This is a genomic window from Streptomyces sp. NPDC107562, from assembly GCF_055657325.1.
In genome coordinates, this window is the sequence record NZ_JBVKBE010000003.1 from 896,479 (window position 1) to 913,308 (window position 16,830).

Annotated in this window: 15 protein-coding genes; 8 read left to right on the plus strand and 7 right to left on the minus strand. The window is 72.6% G+C overall.

Annotated features, from left to right (window positions below):
- Positions 1–126: 126 nt before the first annotated feature.
- Together ACZ7LV_RS14160 and ACZ7LV_RS14165 are read left to right on the plus strand one after the other, a co-directional pair.
- Positions 127–2,097: a Xaa-Pro dipeptidyl-peptidase gene (locus tag ACZ7LV_RS14160; protein WP_471939111.1), complete on the plus strand. Its 1,971-nt coding sequence runs from the start codon at positions 127–129 to the stop codon at positions 2,095–2,097.
- A gap of 119 nt (positions 2,098–2,216) precedes the next feature.
- A complete protein-coding gene (locus tag ACZ7LV_RS14165) occupies positions 2,217–3,941 on the plus strand; it encodes a BCCT family transporter (RefSeq protein WP_471939113.1) in 1,725 nt (574 codons plus the stop codon).
- A gap of 14 nt (positions 3,942–3,955) precedes the next feature.
- Here the strand turns inward: ACZ7LV_RS14165 and ACZ7LV_RS14170 are convergent, their stop codons facing one another.
- Entirely contained in the window at positions 3,956–4,912 is a 957-nt protein-coding gene (locus ACZ7LV_RS14170) for an FAD-dependent oxidoreductase (RefSeq protein ID WP_471939114.1), read from the minus strand.
- A gap of 66 nt (positions 4,913–4,978) precedes the next feature.
- Here ACZ7LV_RS14170 and ACZ7LV_RS14175 point away from each other — a divergent pair, with 66 nt between their 5' ends.
- Entirely contained in the window at positions 4,979–5,998 is a 1,020-nt protein-coding gene (locus ACZ7LV_RS14175) for an oxidoreductase (protein WP_471939116.1), read from the plus strand.
- A gap of 125 nt (positions 5,999–6,123) precedes the next feature.
- The gene (locus ACZ7LV_RS14180; protein WP_471939118.1) at positions 6,124–7,764 is read left to right on the plus strand and encodes an ABC-F family ATP-binding cassette domain-containing protein; all 1,641 of its coding nucleotides are present in this window, start codon (positions 6,124–6,126) and stop codon (positions 7,762–7,764) included.
- On the opposite strand, the gene ACZ7LV_RS14185 is transcribed toward ACZ7LV_RS14180, so the two are convergent.
- The 3 genes from ACZ7LV_RS14185 to ACZ7LV_RS14195 form a co-directional block, all read right to left on the minus strand.
- Positions 7,761–8,327 carry a putative glycolipid-binding domain-containing protein gene (locus tag ACZ7LV_RS14185; RefSeq protein WP_471939120.1) on the minus strand — a complete coding sequence of 189 codons (567 nt, stop codon included), beginning with the start codon at positions 8,325–8,327 and terminating at the stop codon, positions 7,761–7,763. The two genes, ACZ7LV_RS14180 and ACZ7LV_RS14185, sit on opposite strands and share 4 nt — an antisense overlap.
- A 68-nt stretch (positions 8,328–8,395) precedes the next feature.
- Positions 8,396–10,798 carry a Tex family protein gene (locus tag ACZ7LV_RS14190; RefSeq protein WP_471939122.1) on the minus strand — a complete coding sequence of 801 codons (2,403 nt, stop codon included), beginning with the start codon at positions 10,796–10,798 and terminating at the stop codon, positions 8,396–8,398.
- Positions 10,799–10,896: 98 nt separating this feature from the next.
- A complete protein-coding gene (locus tag ACZ7LV_RS14195) occupies positions 10,897–11,034 on the minus strand; it encodes an LPFR motif small protein (protein ID WP_218512358.1) in 138 nt (45 codons plus the stop codon).
- A 176-nt stretch (positions 11,035–11,210) separates the two neighbouring features.
- Here ACZ7LV_RS14195 and ACZ7LV_RS14200 point away from each other — a divergent pair, with 176 nt between their 5' ends.
- Positions 11,211–12,176, plus strand: a complete 966-nt coding sequence (locus tag ACZ7LV_RS14200) for a GlxA family transcriptional regulator (RefSeq protein WP_471939124.1) — start codon at positions 11,211–11,213, stop codon at positions 12,174–12,176.
- A 29-nt stretch (positions 12,177–12,205) separates the two neighbouring features.
- Positions 12,206–12,841: a DJ-1/PfpI family protein gene (locus tag ACZ7LV_RS14205; RefSeq protein ID WP_471939126.1), complete on the plus strand. Its 636-nt coding sequence runs from the start codon at positions 12,206–12,208 to the stop codon at positions 12,839–12,841.
- Here ACZ7LV_RS14205 and ACZ7LV_RS14210 read toward each other — a convergent pair.
- Positions 12,828–13,583 (minus strand): enoyl-CoA hydratase/isomerase family protein, encoded by a 756-nt coding sequence (locus tag ACZ7LV_RS14210; RefSeq protein WP_471939128.1) that lies wholly within the window; start codon positions 13,581–13,583, stop codon positions 12,828–12,830. The genes ACZ7LV_RS14205 and ACZ7LV_RS14210 overlap by 14 nt on opposite strands.
- A 66-nt stretch (positions 13,584–13,649) precedes the next feature.
- On the opposite strand from ACZ7LV_RS14210, the gene ACZ7LV_RS14215 reads away from it, so the two are divergent.
- Together ACZ7LV_RS14215 and ACZ7LV_RS14220 are read left to right on the plus strand one after the other, a co-directional pair.
- On the plus strand, positions 13,650–14,276 hold the full coding sequence (locus ACZ7LV_RS14215; RefSeq protein WP_471939130.1) for an HdeD family acid-resistance protein: 627 nt from the start codon (positions 13,650–13,652) through the stop codon (positions 14,274–14,276).
- 175 nt (positions 14,277–14,451) lie between these two features.
- Complete coding sequence (locus ACZ7LV_RS14220) at positions 14,452–14,961, plus strand: ATP-binding protein (RefSeq protein WP_471939228.1); 510 nt, start codon at positions 14,452–14,454, stop codon at positions 14,959–14,961.
- Between the two features lie 3 nt (positions 14,962–14,964).
- On the opposite strand, the gene idi is transcribed toward ACZ7LV_RS14220, so the two are convergent.
- Complete coding sequence (gene idi / locus ACZ7LV_RS14225; protein ID WP_401666321.1) at positions 14,965–15,558, minus strand: isopentenyl-diphosphate Delta-isomerase; 594 nt, start codon at positions 15,556–15,558, stop codon at positions 14,965–14,967.
- A 245-nt stretch (positions 15,559–15,803) separates the two neighbouring features.
- On the minus strand, positions 15,804–16,742 hold the full coding sequence (locus tag ACZ7LV_RS14230; RefSeq protein ID WP_471939132.1) for a cation diffusion facilitator family transporter: 939 nt from the start codon (positions 16,740–16,742) through the stop codon (positions 15,804–15,806).
- Positions 16,743–16,830: the final 88 nt, after the last annotated feature.

The window sequence follows — 16,830 nt, forward strand, 5'->3', positions numbered from 1 at the left end:
CCGCGAGCACGCCCGGCGACGTGGTTCTGCGGTGCACCGAATCTCCAAGCCGCCACCCCCCTCCGTCCCGACGCGCCGTCAGTCGCCCCCTTCTGCACAGGAGTTGACGGCGGTACCGTCCGGCGCATGCCGACACGTATGCGCTTCAGCTGGAGACCGCTCGCGACGGCGGCCACCGCCGCCCTGACGGCCACCCTGCTCACTCCCGCTGCCGCACAGGGCACGCCGGGGCACAGCACGCCCCGGGAGAGCCGCCCCGTCTACTCCTACGACGCCGCCGTCCGTGAGGCCGTCTGGGTGGACACCGGCCTCGACGGAGACGGCGACGGGAGGTCCGACCGCGTCGCCGTCGACATCGTGCGCCCGCGCGAACCCGCCCAGCAGGGCCGCAAGGTGCCGGTCGTCATGGAGGCCAGCCCCTACTACTCGTGCTGCGGCCGGGGCAACGAGAGCCAGCGCAAGACGTACGACGCCGACGGCGAGGTCGTCGGGATGCCGCTGTACTACGACAACTACTTCGTGCCGCGCGGCTACGCCTTCGTCGCCGTCGACCTCGCCGGCACCAACCGCTCCGACGGCTGTGTCGACGTCGGCGGCCGCTCCGACGTGCGGTCCGCGAAGGCCGTCGTCGACTGGCTGAACGGGCGCGGCAGGGCCTGGACCACCCGCACCGGCAGCACCAGGGCCACGGCCGACTGGACCAACGGCCGCACGGGGATGATCGGCAAGAGCTGGGACGGCACCATCGCCAACGGCGTCGCCGCCACCGGCGTCGAGGGCCTGGAGACCATCGTGCCGATCAGCGCGATCTCCTCCTGGTACGACTACTACTTCGCCAAGGGCGCCCCGCTGTACGGCTCCGGCCCCGACTGGCTCTCCGACTACGTCAACAGCCCCGACGCCCGCGCCCGCTGCGGCGACGTGCAGCGCAGGCTCGCCGAGGGCGCCCCGCGCACCGGGGACTGGACCCCGCTGTGGAGCGAGCGCGACCACGTCCGGGACGCGGACAAGGTGCGCGCGAGTGTCTTCCTGGTCCACGGCATGCAGGACCTCAACGTACGGATGCAGCACGTCGGACCGTGGTGGGACGCCCTCGCGCGAAGCGGCGTGCAGCGCAAGATCTGGCTCTCCCAGACCGGCCACGTCGACCCGTTCGACTTCCGCCGCGCCACCTGGGTGAAGACCCTGCACCGCTGGTTCGACCACGAACTCCTCGGCTACGACAACGGCATCGACCGGGAGCCGATGGCCGACATCGAACGCCACCCCGACCAGTGGGTGACGTTGCGGTCCTGGCCGCCGCGCGGCACGGACACCGTACGGCTGCGCCCCGCCCAGGGCCCCCGGCCCGGCGTCGGCACCCTGGGCCTGCGCCCCGGCCACGGCACCGAGACCTTCACGGACGACCCGCGCCACAGCGAGACCGACTGGGCCGCGCGGATCGACCTGACCACCCCCGACAAGGCCGGTTTCGTCACCCGGCCCCTCGCCCGCGACCTGCGCCTGGCCGGCGCCTCCGAGGTCACCGTCTCCGTGACCCCCTCGACGCCCACGGCCCACCTCTCGGCCGTCCTCGTGGACCTCGGCCCCGCGACCATCCGCGACTACGCCGACGCCGCCGAGGGCATCGTCACCCTCCCCGACCGCACCTGCTGGGGCCCCTCCACCACCGCTGACAGCTCCTGCTACAAGGAGACCGAGGCCAAGAGGACCGACGTCGGGTACACGATCGTCAGCCGCGGCTGGGCCGACCTCGGCAACCACGCCTCGGACCTCACCGGCGCACCGCTCACCCCGGGCAAGCGCTACTCCCTCACCCTCGACCTGGCGGCGACCGACCACGTGATCCCTGCCGGACACCGGCTGGGCCTGATCGTCGCGGGCACCGACAAGGACCTCATCGACCCGCCGTCCCACACCCCGGCGCTGACCGTGGACCTCGCCCGCAGCTCCGCACGCGTCCCGGTCGTCGGCGGTACGGCCGCATATGTCCGTGCCACCGCCGGCGCGTACGCCGACGCCGCCCTCCCGGCCGCCGAGCTGAGCGGCGTACGCGATCCCCGCACCGCAGGGCGCCTGCCGGAGGGACGGAGGTGATCCGGAACGGCGTGTCCCGACACGGGCCGATGAAACAGGCCTATTTTCCGCCACATGGGTAGGGGCCGAGACGGAGGGATCACCTGTGACCTCCGTGGCTCTGACGAAAGGTGCCGCCCGTGACGAACGAACAACCGACCGACCACCCCGGCCCGGCAGGCGACGCGCTGCCGGGCTCGGAGGCGGGTCTGCCCGGGCAGGGGCGCCCCCGGACCGACAAGGTCGTGTTCGGGGTCACCGCCGCGCTCACGCTGGCCTTCGTGATCTGGGGCGCGACCGCGACGGACTCCCTGGAGAGCGTCTCCAGCAGCATGCTCAGCGGGCTGATGCACAACGGCGGCTGGGCGTTCATGCTCACCGCCTCGGGGTTCGTCGTCTTCGCGCTCTGGCTCGCGATCAGCCGGTACGGCCGGATCCACCTCGGCGCCGAGGGTGAGGAGCCCGAGTTCCGCACGGTGTCCTGGGTGGCGATGATGTTCAGCGCCGGCATGGGCATCGGCCTGATGTTCTACGGCGTCAGCGAGCCGCTCGCGCACTACACCACGCCACCGCCGGGCACGGATCCGGTCGACTCCGGCGAGCGCATGGAGACGGCCATGGCCACGACCCTGTTCCACTGGACGCTCCACCCGTGGGCGATCTACGCCGTGGTCGGTCTCGCCATCGCCTACAGCACCTTCCGCAGGCGCCGGCGGCAGACCATCAGCGCGGTCTTCACCCCGCTCATCGGCCGCAAGCACGCGAACGGCACCGCCGGGCGGGTCATCGACATCCTCGCGATCGTCGCGACCGTCTTCGGCTCGGCGGCCTCCCTCGGACTCGGCGCGCTCCAGATCGGCTCCGGCGTGCGGGAGCTGGACTGGATGGACGACGTGAGCACCGGACTGCTCGTCGCGATCATCGCGGTGCTCACCCTGGCGTTCGTCGCCTCCGCCGTGTCCGGCGTGGAGAAGGGCATCCAGTGGCTGTCCAACACCAACATGGTGCTGGCGCTGGTGCTCGCCCTGTTCGTGTTCGTCGCGGGCCCCACGGTGATCGTCCTCGACCTGCTGCCCACCTCGATCTTCGCCTACCTCGGTGACCTCCCGCAGCTCGCGGGCCGCACCGAGGCGAGCGGTGGCGAGGGCGTCGCGGACTGGCTCGGCAGCTGGACCGTCTTCTACTGGGCCTGGTGGATCTCCTGGACGCCGTTCGTCGGCATGTTCATCGCCCGGATCAGCCGAGGCCGTACGATCCGCCAGTTCGTCGGCGGTGTCATCCTCGTGCCCAGCTCGGTCAGCCTGGTCTGGTTCGCGGTGTTCGGGGGCTCGGCGATGAAGATGGAGGAGCAGGGGCGGCTCGGCGACGAGTCGACGCCGGAGGGGCAGCTCTTCGCGCTCCTGCGGGAGTTCCCGATCGCCACGGTCACCAGCCTGCTGGTGATGATCCTCGTCGGCATCTTCTTCGTCTCCGGCGCCGACGCGGCCTCGATCGTCATGGGCAGCCTCTCCCAGAAGGGCGCCCTCGAACCGGCCCGCACGGTCGTGGTGTTCTGGGGTGTGCTCACCGGAGCGGTCGCCGCCGTCATGCTCCTGGTCGGCAGCGGTCAGGGCGACGCGCTGACCGGTCTGCAGAACCTGACGATCCTCGCGGCGGCACCGTTCGTCGTCGTGATGATCTTCATGTGCGTCGCGCTCCTGCGCGACCTGCGCCGCGACCCGGTCATCGTCCGTAACGAGATGGGTTCGGAGGCGGTCGAACTGGCCGTCATCGAGGGCCACAAGAAGTACGACGGCGAGTTCGAGCTGCGCATCGGCCCGGGCCGCGGCACGGACGTGGAGGGCGACCCGATCGGCAAGCACTGACCGCCGGCTCCGCGTCAGGAGGAGGCGGTCAGTCCGGCCGCCTCCTCCGCGCACCCCCACGCCACGGTGACCCCCGCGCCCCCGTGACCGTAGTTGTGCACCAGCACCCGCCCGTCCGGCAGAGTCACGCGCTCCAGCCGCACGGCGTCGCGCACCGGCCGCAGCCCCACGCGGTGCTCCAGCACCCGCGCCCCGGCGATCTCCGGTCGCAGGGCCGCGCACCGCCGCACGATCGCCTCGGCCTCCGACGGATCCGGCGTCCTCGACCAGGAGTCCTCCTCCGAGGTGCCGCCCAGCACCAGCCGCCCCGGATGCGGGAACACGTACGCCATCGCACCGGCGGCGTCCTGGGAGACGACCCAGGTGCGGATCCCCGGGTTCTCCACCACGACCAGCTGCCCGCGCACCGGGCGCACGGACGCGTCCGGCACCAGCTCCCGCGCGCCGAGCCCCGTGCAGTTCACCACCACCGGCGCGTCCACCTCCACGAGCGCCGACACCGCGCGCTCCGCCACGACCCCGCCGGCGGCCCTCAACCGGTCCCGCAGATACGGCAGATGGGTGGCCATGTCGATCAACGGCAGCCGCGCCCACAGGCCCACCGGACCGGCGTACTCCTCGGGTGTCGCCGCACGCAGCCCGTGCAGCCGGCCCGCCGCCCACGCGTCCGTCGCGTCCGCGTCCGTCTCGCCCATCACCCCTTCGACCAGGCGCACGCCGGTGACCTCGGGGCTCGCGGCCAGTCGCTCGTAGACCTCCAGCGAGCGCAGCGCCCAGCGGCGCGCCGCCTGTTGCGGCTCGATCCGGTAGGGCCACCACAGCGCGCCCGCCACCGCCGAGGTGGTCCGCTCGGCCGGCTCCCGCGTCCACACCCGCACCCTGAGGCCCCGCTCCGCCAGCACCACGGCCGTCGTCAGCCCCACGACACCGCCGCCGACGACGACGACATCGCCCCTCGCGTCACTGCTCATGCGGGGACGGTAGCGGAATGTGCCATGCCGCGATCAGGGTGCCGTAAGTGTGGGGATACTCACCGTATGTCTGCCGTGTACGTGACCTTCGCCCTGGCACCGGCCATGCGTGCCGGTGGAGTTCTCGCGGACGGCGGCCACCAGGTGCACCGGGACTTCGTGGACTTCGTCGTCGACGGGCGCCCGCTGCTCTTCCAGCTCTCGGACCTGGACGCCGTGTCCCCGCTCGCCTCCGACGTCCCGTCCGCGGTCCTCACCGCCCACGTGCGCGGCCTGCTGCTGGAGGCCGAGGCCCCGCTGCCCGGCGGGCGCTACGTCCTCTACGGCTGCCCCGAGTGCGCGGACCTCGCGTGCGGCGCGGTCACCGCGGTCATCGAACGCGTCGACGACGACTACGTGTGGCGGGACTTCGCCTGGCAGACGTCCGGACAGGCCGACCTGGAACGGAACGGCTACCGGGGCATCGGCCCGTTCCGCTTCCACGGCGCCGCGTACCGCACGGCCCTGCGCTCGCTGCTGGACGCCGCCGGGCCCGAGCGCCCGCGCGTGCTGCTGATCGGGGCCCGCGTCGCCCTGGTCGCCAGACTCGCCGCCGCGCTGCGCACCATCGGCATCGGCGCCGACATCGCCCACGACGCCGACGGCGTCCCCGCCGAAGAACTGCGCGGCTACCGCGCCGTCGTCCTCCCCCGGCAGGTGGACGCGCGGCAGCGCGCCGCCGTGCGCCGGGCCTTCGAGCGCGCCGGGGCCGAGGCGGCCCACGTCGACGGCCTCGCCCCGATCGTCCCGCTGCTGGTCGCCCAGATCGAGCACGCCCTCGACCGCAGACCCGTCGCACGGCGCCGCCTGACCGGCCTCGTCACCGCCGACGGCGAGGCGGGCGTCGAGGTCACCTCCGCCTGCCGGGTGCGCCTGACCGCGTACCGCCTCGACCGGCTCTCGCGCACCCGCACCCACGAGGTCTTCGACGGCCTGCTCGAACCGGGCCGGCACCGCATCCCGCTCGACGCGAAGGCCGTGAGGGGCGCCGCGTACGTGGTCGCCAGGACGGCGGAAGGCGTGCTGGTGGCGGCGATGGCGCGCTGACGGCCGCCGCGGTCGGGTGACCCGGCGGGGCCACCAGGGCCTGTCTGAACAATTCCCGTCTGCCGTCCGGCGGCCCTCCGGGCGACGACGCGAGTTGTCGGACAGGCCCTAGAATCGGCGGTCTGATGACTGCCACCCTCGTCGCCAAGAACCTCGCCGCCGGCCACGGCGACCGCGCACTCTTCACCGGCCTCGACCTGGTCGTCGCGCCCGGCGACGTGATCGGGCTCGTCGGCGCCAACGGTGCCGGCAAGTCGACCCTGCTGCGCATGCTCGCCGGACTCGCCACGCCGGAACAGGGTGAGCTGCGTCTGTCCCCGCCCACCGCCACGGTCGGGCATCTGCCACAGGAGCCGGAGCGGCGGCCCGGCGAGTCGGTGCGCGCGTTCCTGGCCCGCCGCACCGGCGTCGCCGAGGCCCAGCGGGTCATGGACGCCGCCACCCAGGCCCTGGTCGACGGCGCCCCCGGCGCGGACGACGCCTACGCCCTCGGCCTGGAGCGCTGGCTCGGCCTCGGTGGCGCCGACCTCGACGAGCGCGCCGAGGAGGTCGCCGACTCGCTCGGCCTCGCCGTCGGCCTCGACCAGCCCATGACCTCCCTGTCCGGCGGCCAGGCGGCCCGCGCCGGACTCGCCTCCCTGCTGCTCTCCCGCTACGACGTCTTCCTGCTCGACGAACCCACCAACGACCTCGACCTCGACGGACTGGAGCGCCTCGAACGCTTCGTCGGGGGACTGCGCGCCGGCACGGTCGTCGTCAGCCACGACCGCGAGTTCCTCACCCGCACGGTCACCAAGGTCCTCGAACTCGACCTCGCCCAGCAGCAGATCAACCTCTACGGCGGCGGCTACGCGGCCTACCTGGAGGAGCGCGACGTGGCCCGCCGGCACGCGCGCGAGGATTTCGAGGAGTACGCCGACAAGAAGGCCGCCCTCCAGGACCGTGCGCAGATGCAGCGTTCCTGGATGGACAAGGGCGTCAAGAACGCCCGGCGCAAGGCGGGCAACGACAACGACAAGATCGGACGCAAGTTCCGCAGCGAGGCCAGCGAGAAGCAGGCCGCGAAGGCGCGCCAGACCCAGCGCATGATCGAGCGGCTGGACGTGGTCGAGGAGCCCCGCAAGGAGTGGGAGCTGCGCATGGAGATCGCCTCGGCGCCCCGCTCCGGCGCGGTCGTGGCGACCCTGCGCGACGCCGAGGTCCGGCGCGGCGGCTTCACGCTCGGACCGGTCTCCCTCCAGGTCGACTGGGCGGACCGCGTCGCGGTCACCGGCGCCAACGGCGCCGGCAAGTCGACGCTGCTCGGGGCGCTGCTCGGCCGGGTCACGCCGGACGCGGGGCACGCCACGCTCGGCTCGGGTGTGCTGGTCGGCGAGGTCGACCAGGCCCGCAAGCTGTTCCACGGCCCGCAGACCCTGCTCGACGCGTTCCAGCAAGCAGCCCCCGACACCGAACCGGCCGACGTGCGCACCCTCCTGGCCAAGTTCGGCCTGAAGTCGGACCATGTGCTGCGTCCGGCGGACACCCTCTCGCCCGGGGAGCGTACCCGTGCGGCCCTCGCCCTCCTCCAGGGCCGTGGCGTCAACCTGCTGGTCCTCGACGAGCCGACCAACCACCTCGACCTGCCCGCCATCGAGCAACTGGAGTCGGCCCTCGACGCCTACACCGGCACCCTGCTGCTGGTCACTCACGACCGCCGCATGCTGGACGCCGTCCACGTCACCCGCCGGCTGGAGGTGGCGGACGGCAAGGTGACCGAGCGCTAGCGGGGCGTCAGCCGCGACGCCAGTTCGGGGTAGTCCACCACTAGGCCGTCCGCGTCGAAGTCCAGGTCGCTGCGGAAGTCGCCCGAGGCGTACCGCACCCGCCCGCCGCCGGTGCCGGCGAGGTGGGTGTAGGTCTGCACGGAGGGCCGGACGGCCAGTTCCGGTACGGCGACCCAGGCCATCAGGAACTCCCGTTCACCGGCGGTCCGGTGCAGGTCGTGCCGGAGCACCGGCATGGTGTTGGTCAGGGGACACAGGCCCAGGTCGCAGTCGAGCGCCCCGTTCACCTCCGGCAGCGGTTCACCGTCGGCGGTCCACTCGCCCCGCCCGTCGTGCCGCAGATCGAGGGTCCGCGTCACCTCGGGGGTCTCGGTGGTCACCCGCAGCCGCCGGGTCACGTACCCCTCGGCGGTTTCGAGCTCGTACGACACCCAGTAGGGCTCCGGATCCGTCCCCACCGCCCGGCCCCGCGCCCGCAGGGTCTCCCCGTCGAACGCGACCCAGGCGGTCTCGAAGCCGTGACTGGCCATGACGTCCCAGGTCACCGCACGCGAAGTGGTCATGGCGTCACCCTACGCGCGGACGGGGGCGGCCCGGGGCCGCGCGCTCGCGCGCCCCCGAACCGCCGAACTCAGCCCCGGCCGCCCTTCTTCGGGTCGAGCAGCCCGGCGCGGCGCAGGGCGTCGGCCATCGCGCTGTTCGCCGGAGCGGGGGCCTGCCGGGCACCACCGGCGCCCTGCCGGCCGCCACCGCCACCGCCCTGACGGCCGCCTCCGCCACCGCCCTGGCGCTGCTGCGGCGGTCGCCCGCCCCGCTGCGGACGGCGCTCGCCGGCACCCCGCTCCTGGGGCGCCGCCTCGTCGTCCAGACGCAGCGTGAGGGAGATCCGCTTGCGCGGGATGTCGACGTCGAGGACCTTCACCTTGACGATGTCACCCGGCTTGGCGACGTCCCGCGGGTCCTTGACGAACGTCTTCGACATGGCGGACACGTGCACCAGGCCGTCCTGGTGGACGCCGACGTCGACGAACGCCCCGAACGCGGCCACGTTGGTGACCACGCCCTCCAGGACCATGCCCGACTCCAGGTCGGCGAGCTTCTCGACGCCTTCCTTGAAGGTGGCCGTCCGGAACGCCGGGCGCGGGTCGCGCCCCGGCTTCTCCAGCTCCTTGAGGATGTCGCCGACCGTCGGCAGGCCGAAGGTCTCGTCCACGAAGTCCTGCGGCCGCAGCGACCGCAGCACGCTCGTGTTGCCGACCAGCGCGGCCACCTCCTGGCCGGTGGTCTTCACCATCCGCCGCACCACCGGGTACGCCTCGGGGTGCACGCTGGACGCGTCCAGCGGGTCCGAGCCGCCCCGGATGCGCAGGAAGCCCGCGCACTGCTCGTAGGCCTTCGGCCCGAGCCGCGCCACGTTCTTCAGCTCGGAGCGGGACGTGAACGGGCCGTTGGCGTCCCGGTGGGCCACGATGTTCTCCGCGAGCCCGGAGGAGATGCCCGAGACACGGGAGAGCAGCGGCGCGGACGCGGTGTTGACGTCGACACCCACGCCGTTCACACAGTCCTCGACCACCGCGTCCAGCGAGCGCGACAGCTTCACCTCGGACAGGTCGTGCTGGTACTGGCCGACGCCGATCGACTTCGGGTCGATCTTCACCAGCTCGGCGAGGGGGTCCTGGAGCCGGCGTGCGATCGACACCGCGCCGCGCAGCGACACGTCCATGTCGGGCAGTTCCTGCGAGGCGAAGGCGGAGGCCGAGTACACCGACGCGCCGGCCTCGGACACCATCACCTTGGTGAGCTGCAACTCCGGGTGCTTGGTGATCAGTTCACCGGCGAGCTTGTCGGTCTCGCGGGACGCGGTGCCGTTGCCGATGGCCACCAGTTCGACCGCGTGCTCCTTGGCGAGCCGGGCCAGCTTGGCGATCGCCTCGTCCCACCGGTTGGCCGGGACGTGCGGGTGGATGACGTCGGTGGCGACGACCTTGCCGGTGGCGTCGACGACGGCCACCTTCACCCCGGTGCGGAAACCGGGGTCCAGGCCCAGCGTGGCGCGCGTGCCGGCCGGGGCGGCGAGCAGCAGGTCGCGCAGGTTCGCCGCGAACACGCCGACGGCGTCGTCCTCGGCGGCGGTGCGCAGCCGCAGGCGCAGGTCGATGCCGAGGTGGACCAGGACACGGGTCCGCCAGGCCCAGCGGACGGTGTCCGTCAGCCACTTGTCGCCGGGGCGCCCGCGGTCCGCGATCCCGAACCGGCCGGCGATGATCCCTTCGTACGACGAGGGGCCCTCCACCGGCTCCTCCGGCTCCAGGACGAGGTCGAGGACCTCCTCCTTCTCCCCGCGCAGCATCGCGAGGACGCGGTGCGAGGGCAGTTCGGTGAAGGGCTCGGCGAAGTCGAAGTAGTCCGCGAACTTGGCGCCGGCCTCCTCCTTGCCCTCCCGCACCTTCGCGGCCAGCCGCCCGCGCACCCACATGCGCTCGCGCAGCTCACCGATGAGGTCGGCGTCCTCCGAGAACCGCTCGGTGAGGATCGCCCGCGCGCCGTCCAGGGCGGCCTGCGGGTCGGCCACGCCCTTGTCCGCGTCGACGAACGCCGCCGCGGCCGCGAGGGGCTCGACGGAGGCGTCGCCGAGCAGCCCCTCGGCCAGCGGCTCCAGACCGGCCTCCCGCGCGATCTGCGCCTTCGTACGCCGCTTGGGCTTGTACGGCAGATAGATGTCCTCCAGGCGCGCCTTGGTCTCCGCGGCCAGGATCCGCGCCCGCAGTTCGTCGGTGAGCTTGCCCTGCTCGCGCACCGACTCCAGGATCGCCGTGCGCCGCTCCTCCAGCTCCCGCAGATAGCGCAACCGTTCCTCGAGCGTGCGCAGCTGCGCGTCGTCGAGCATCTCGGTCGCTTCCTTGCGGTAGCGGGCGATGAAAGGCACCGTGGAACCGCCGTCGAGCAGCTCCACGGCAGCCTTGACCTGCCGCTCCCGTACGCCGAGCTCCTCGGCGATCCTGCCTTCGATGGACCCTACGAGGGGTGTCGTCACGATCCCGTACCGCCTTCTCCACTTCGGGTTGCGCGGCAATTGTGGCAGGTGGCACCGACAACGGGGGACCAGGGCGGGAAGTGGCGGGGCGGCGGTTCTCAGACCCGGCGCGCGCCACGCCGTCCGGATCCGGAGGCACCGCCGAGGAGGCGGGCCACGGCCCTGAACGGCAGCGTCACGACCGTGGCGACGGCACCGCCGATCTGGCGCAGGACATCCGCGATGGCACGGAACACGTTGTTCCCCTTTCGTCCGTGGTGCTGTTCTTCCTCGTCCGCGGCGCAGCGGTCGCTGCCGGGCGGACGCCTGTCGAGTACCTCGTCCTCGGCGGCCCATGCCGATCAAGGCGAAGGCAGGAAAGGTGGGAAGCGCGTCATTGCGGCCATGCCGGGACACGCGAAGAATCGCCGGTATGGCGCAGCGAACCGTTCTGGTCGTCCTCTTCGACGGCGTGCAGAGCCTCGATGTCAGCGGCCCCGTGGAGGTCTTCGCGGGAGCCGAGCAGCTCGTCCCCGGGACCTACCGCATCCGCACCGCCTCCCTGGACGGCGGTCCGGTGCGCGCCTCCAGCGGACTGACGCTCGTACCGGACCAGGCGCTCGCCGACGCCCCCGATCCGCACACCCTCGTGGTGCCCGGCGGGCGCGGCACCCGCGGGCCCGACCCGCGTCTGACCGACTGGCTGCGCGTGCGCGGACCGCGTGCCGCGCGGCTGGTCTCCGTCTGCACCGGCGCCATCCTGCTTGCGGAGGCCGGCCTGCTCGACGGCCGGGACGCCACGACCCACTGGGCCTACGCCGCCACCCTCGCCCGGAACCACCCCGCGGTACGGGTGGACGCCGATCCCATCTACGTCCGCGACGGTCACGTCGCCACCTCGGCGGGTGTCACCGCGGGCATCGACCTGGCCCTCGCCCTGGTCGAGGAGGACCTGGGCCGCGACGTGGCCCTGACCGTCGCCCGGCACCTGGTGGTCTTCCTGCGCCGACCCGGCAACCAGTCCCAGTTCAGCGCCCAGCTCGCCGCCCAGACCGCGCGCCGCGAACCGCTGCGCGAGGTGCAGCGGTGGATCACCGAGCACCCTTCCGGTGATCTGACCGTCGAGGCCCTCGCGGCGCGTGCCGGCTTCTCGCCCCGCCACTTCGCCCGCGCCTTCCGCGCCGAGACCGGCACGACACCCGGCCGCTACGTGGACCGCGTCCGCCTCGAACACGCCCGCCGCCTGCTGGAGGACACCGGCGAGGGCATACACGAGATCTCCCGTTCCAGCGGCTACGGCACCCCGGAAGCCATGCGCCGCGCCTTCGTCGCCGCCCTGGGAACGCCCCCGGCCGAGTACCGCCGACGCTTCCGCCCGGCCCCGGCCCCGGCCCGATGAGGCTCCGCCCACCCACCGAAAGGCCCGCCATGCAGATCGCCCTGCTCGTCTTCGACCGTTTCACCGCCCTCGACGCCGTCGGCCCCTACGAGATCCTCTCCCGGATCCCGGACGCCGAGACGGTCTTCGTCGCCAAGGAGGCCGGACCCGTCCGCAGCGACAACGGGGTGCTGGCCCTGACCGCGGACAGGGCGCTCGACGAGGTCCGGCGACCGGACGTCGTGGTCGTCCCCGGCGGCCCGGGACAGAGCGCCCTGATGGACGACCGGGTCCTCCTGGACTGGCTGCGCGCCGTGGACGCCACCAGTACCTGGACGACCTCCGTGTGCACCGGCTCCCTGCTGCTCGCCGCGGCCGGCCTGCTCGCCGGGCGCCGTGCCACCTCCCACTGGCTGGCCCTCGACCAGCTCAGGCCGCTCGGCGCCGAACCGACCGGCGAGCGGGTCGTCTTCGACGGAAAGTACGTCACCGCCGCCGGCGTCTCCTCCGGCATCGACATGGCACTGACCCTCCTCGGCAGGATCGCCGGTGACGACCACGCCCAGGCCGTGCAGCTGGCCACGGAGTACGACCCGCAGCCGCCCTACGACGCCGGGTCCCCGCAGAAGGCGCCGGCGCATGTCGTCGAGGCCCTGCGCGCCCGGAGCCGTTTCATCCTGAGGTAGGCACCGTCCAGGTGAAGCGCGGCCGGCGCCGCTCCAGGAACGCGGCGACGCCCTCCGCCGTGTCGGCGCTGCCGCGCGCGTGCTCGGCCCAGTGGGCGTCGCGGTCGGTGCGCCCGTCGGCGAACTCCTTCGCCGAGGCCTGCGTCAGCTGCGAACGGGAGGCCAGGATCCGGGTGAACTCGGCGACCCGCTTGTCGAGTTCGCCCTCGGCCAGCACCTCGTCGACCAGCCCGGTGCGCAACGCCCGGCCGGTGTCGATCAACTCGCCTGAGAACAGCAGGTACTTGGTGGCGGCCGGACCGATCAGCGACACCAGCCGCCGGGTCGCGGAGGCCGGATACACGATCCCGAGCTTCGCGGGCGTCACCCCGAACAGCGCGCCCTCCTGCGCGAACCGCAGGTCGCAGGCGGCCGCGAGCTGTGCCCCGCCGCCCACACAGTGCCCGCGGACCGCCGCCAGCGTCGGTTTCGGGAACGCGGCGAGCGCCTCCTCGGCCAGCACGGCCAGCCCCTGTGCCTCGGCGGGCGAGGAACGTAGCGTGGAGATGTCGGCGCCCGCGCAGAACGTGCCGCCCTCGCCCGTCAGCACCAGGGCCCGTACCCCGGGGTCGGTCGCCAGGGCGTCCAGCAGCACGGGCAGCGCGCGCCACATCCCGGCGGTCATGGCGTTGCGCTTGGCCGGATGGGAGATGACGACGGTGGCGACCGAGTCGGTGACGTCGTCCAGCAACTGGGGCTCCATGTGCCGGATGCTAGCCGTAGCAAGGCTCACCACCGGCGCCGAGGGCTCGGGAGAGGAGGCGGTCCGATGACCGGGACCGCGAAGGACGAGAAGGCGAAACTGCGGCGTGGCTTCGGCCGGCTGGTCGCGCTGGGCGTGCTGCTGGTCCTCGGCGGTCTCGTGGGGCTGGTGTACACGGGTGTGGCCACCCTGACGTCCATGCTGCTGTTCGGCTGGCTGCTGCTGATCGGTGGCGTCGTCGGACTGCTGCACGCCATCGAGGGGCGGGGCAGCAACTTCTTCTGGCTCGCGGCGATCGTCGCGGCCCTGAACCTCGCGGCGGGCGTCGTGATCCTGAAGAGCCCCGAGGCCGCGGCGGACGCGCTGGCCATGTTCGCCGCCCTGCTGTTCCTCACCGCGGGAATCTTCCGGCTGGTCGGCGGTCTGGTGGTGCGCGGCCCGCAGTTCGGCTGGACGCTGCTGCTGGGCGCCTTCGACCTGCTGCTGGGCATCGCGGTGCTGGCGTCGTGGCCGAGCGCCGGCCAGTACGTCATCGGCACGTTCATCTCGCTGGCCCTGCTCTTCGACGGCCTCGGCCTGATCGCGACCGGCTTCGGCGGCCGCCGGATCGTCGGCCTGGTGGAGGAGGCCACCGGCGCAGGCGCCGAGGAGGACGGCCCGGACGGCACCACGAAACCCGTACAAGCCGAATAGTTCGTAAAGTCGGCACCGGCGGAACAGGATGCAGTCCCACACCTGACGGGGTCATACGCCAACGGTCAGAAGCGCTCGATAGTCGCTGACTTCTGTTCAGTCCTCCGGTGGGGAGCGGTCCGGTACCAACACTCGACGTGTGGTGACAATCGAGCACAAGGGTGGCGACCGGACCATGGACGACCACGGGCGCGGGCCCGCCCCACGCCCCGAAGGCGGCACAGACGCACCCGTCGAGCCGAGGACACGCGACCCCTTGTCCTACGAGGGGGTGTGGCGGTTCACCGCTCCGGCGGTCGACGCCTCGGTCCCGCAGGCCCGGCACGCCGTACGGGACCTGCTCCTGCGTCAGCGGGTGCCGGTCACGGAGGACGTGCTCCAGGGACTGCTGCTGATCGTCTCCGAGCTGGTCACGAACGCCGTACGGCACGCGGCGGTGCTCTCGCCGATGCTGGCCGTGGAGGTCGCCGTCGGCGCCGAGTGGGTGCGGGTGTCCGTCGAGGACAACCACCCCTACCGCCCCACCGCCCTGGAGACCGACTACGGCCGGACCGGCGGCCGGGGCCTGCTGCTGGTGCGCGAGATCACCCGTGAGGTGGGCGGGGTGTGCGACGTCGAGCACACGACGAGCGGCGGCAAGGTGATCTGGGCCGCCCTGCCGCTCGACCCCCGCGGGCTGATCTGAGGCTCACCAGCCCTCGGACGGACCGGTCAGCTCCCTGATCGCGGGACGGGCCGCGTCCAGCACCGTCATGAACCAGGCCGAGAAGGTGTCCTTGGCGTGCCGCTCCGTCAGCTCGTCCGGTGTGACGAACGCGGTGGCGTGCACCTCCTCCGGGTCCGGCCGCAGCGGCGCCTGCACCAGTCCGACGAAGAGGTGGTTGTACTCCTGCTCCACCAGTCCGGAGGCGGGATCCGGGTGGTTGTAGCGCACCGTGCCCGCCTCGGCGAGCAGGGACGGGGAGACGCCGAGCTCCTCGAACGTCCGCCGGGCCGCCGCCGCGAAAGGCGCCTCGCCCGGGTAGGGGTGGCCGCAGCAGGTGTTGGACCACACACCGGGGGAGTGGTACTTGCCGAGGGCCCGCTGCTGCAGCAGCAGACGGCCGTACTCGTCGAACAGGAACACCGAGAACGCCCGGTGCAGCTGCCCCGGCGGCTGATGGGCGGCCAGCTTCTCCGCGGTACCGATCGTCGCGCCGTTCTCGTCGACCAGTTCCAGCAGGATCGCTTCCGCGGTGCCGTTCGACGAGCTGTGCGTCGCGGTGGCAGGTGTGATCGGCATACCCATCCTTCGCCTCGTTCCTCGCGCCCCAGTCTGCCGTACGAATCCGGCACTCCCGGCACTTCCCGGCGCGTCGGCACCGGAAGAGGGCCCCGGAAGGTGATCGTGCCCGGATCACGGAGAAGGAACCATCCGTTACGGGCTGTGCGCGAAGACGCGGGCGCGCGCGGCGGCGCGGCGCGCTCCGGAGGCTCCGGCGCGGGCCCGTCCCCCGTCGTGCGGGCTCGGGTGCGCCGGCCCGGCGCTCAGTGGCACAGCCTCGGCTCGTGCTCCGCGTGGCCGCCCGGCTCCAGCTGGAAGGTGCAGTGCTCCACGTCGAAGTGGTGGCCCAGGCAGCCCTGGAGCTCGTGCAGGATCTTCTCGTGCCCTATCGCGTTCAGGACGTCGGAACGGACGACGACGTGCGCCGAGAGCACCGGCATCCCCGAGGTGATCGTCCAGGCGTGCAGGTCGTGCACGTCCTCGACCCCGTCGACCCCGAGCATGTGGGTGCGCACCTCCGCCATGTCGACGCCCTTGGGCGCCGACTCCAGCAGCACGTCGAGCGTCTCGCGCAGCAGTTTCAGCGTGCGCGGCACGATCATCAGGCCGATGACCAGCGAGGCGATCGGGTCGGCGGCCTGCCAGCCGGTCGTGAGGATCACCGCGGCCGAGATCAGCACCGCGACCGAGCCCAGCGCGTCGGCGGCGACCTCCAGGAACGCGCCGTGCACGTTCAGGCTCTCCTTCTGACCCCGCATGAGCAGCGTGAGCGAGATCATGTTCGCCACCAGACCGATCGCGCCGAACACGAGGGTCAGTCCGCCCTCGGTGGGGGTCGGCGTGATGAAGCGCTGGATCGCCTCGACGAGCACGTAGCCGCCGACCCCGAGCAGCAGCAGACAGTTGGCGAGCGCGGCGAGGATCTCGGCGCGGGCGAACCCGAACGTCCGGTTGGCGCTGGCCGGCAGGTTGGCGAAGTGGATCGCCAGCAGGGCCATGCCGAGACCGAGCGCGTCGGTGGCCATGTGCGCGGCGTCGGCGATCAGCGCGAGGGAGTCCGCGAGCACACCGCCGACGATCTCGACCACCATCACGGTGAGCGTGATGCCCAGCGCGACCCGCAGCCGGCCGCGGTACGCCGCGGCCGCCGTACCGGTGGGCGGCGCGCCGTGCGCGTGCCCGTGATCGTGCCCTGCCCCCATGAAACGCCGCCTCCTGCGATCGGGTCCGGAGCCCAGTGAACTACGGGCGGGGGGTATCCGGCAACGCGGCACTGAACACCGTTGTCAT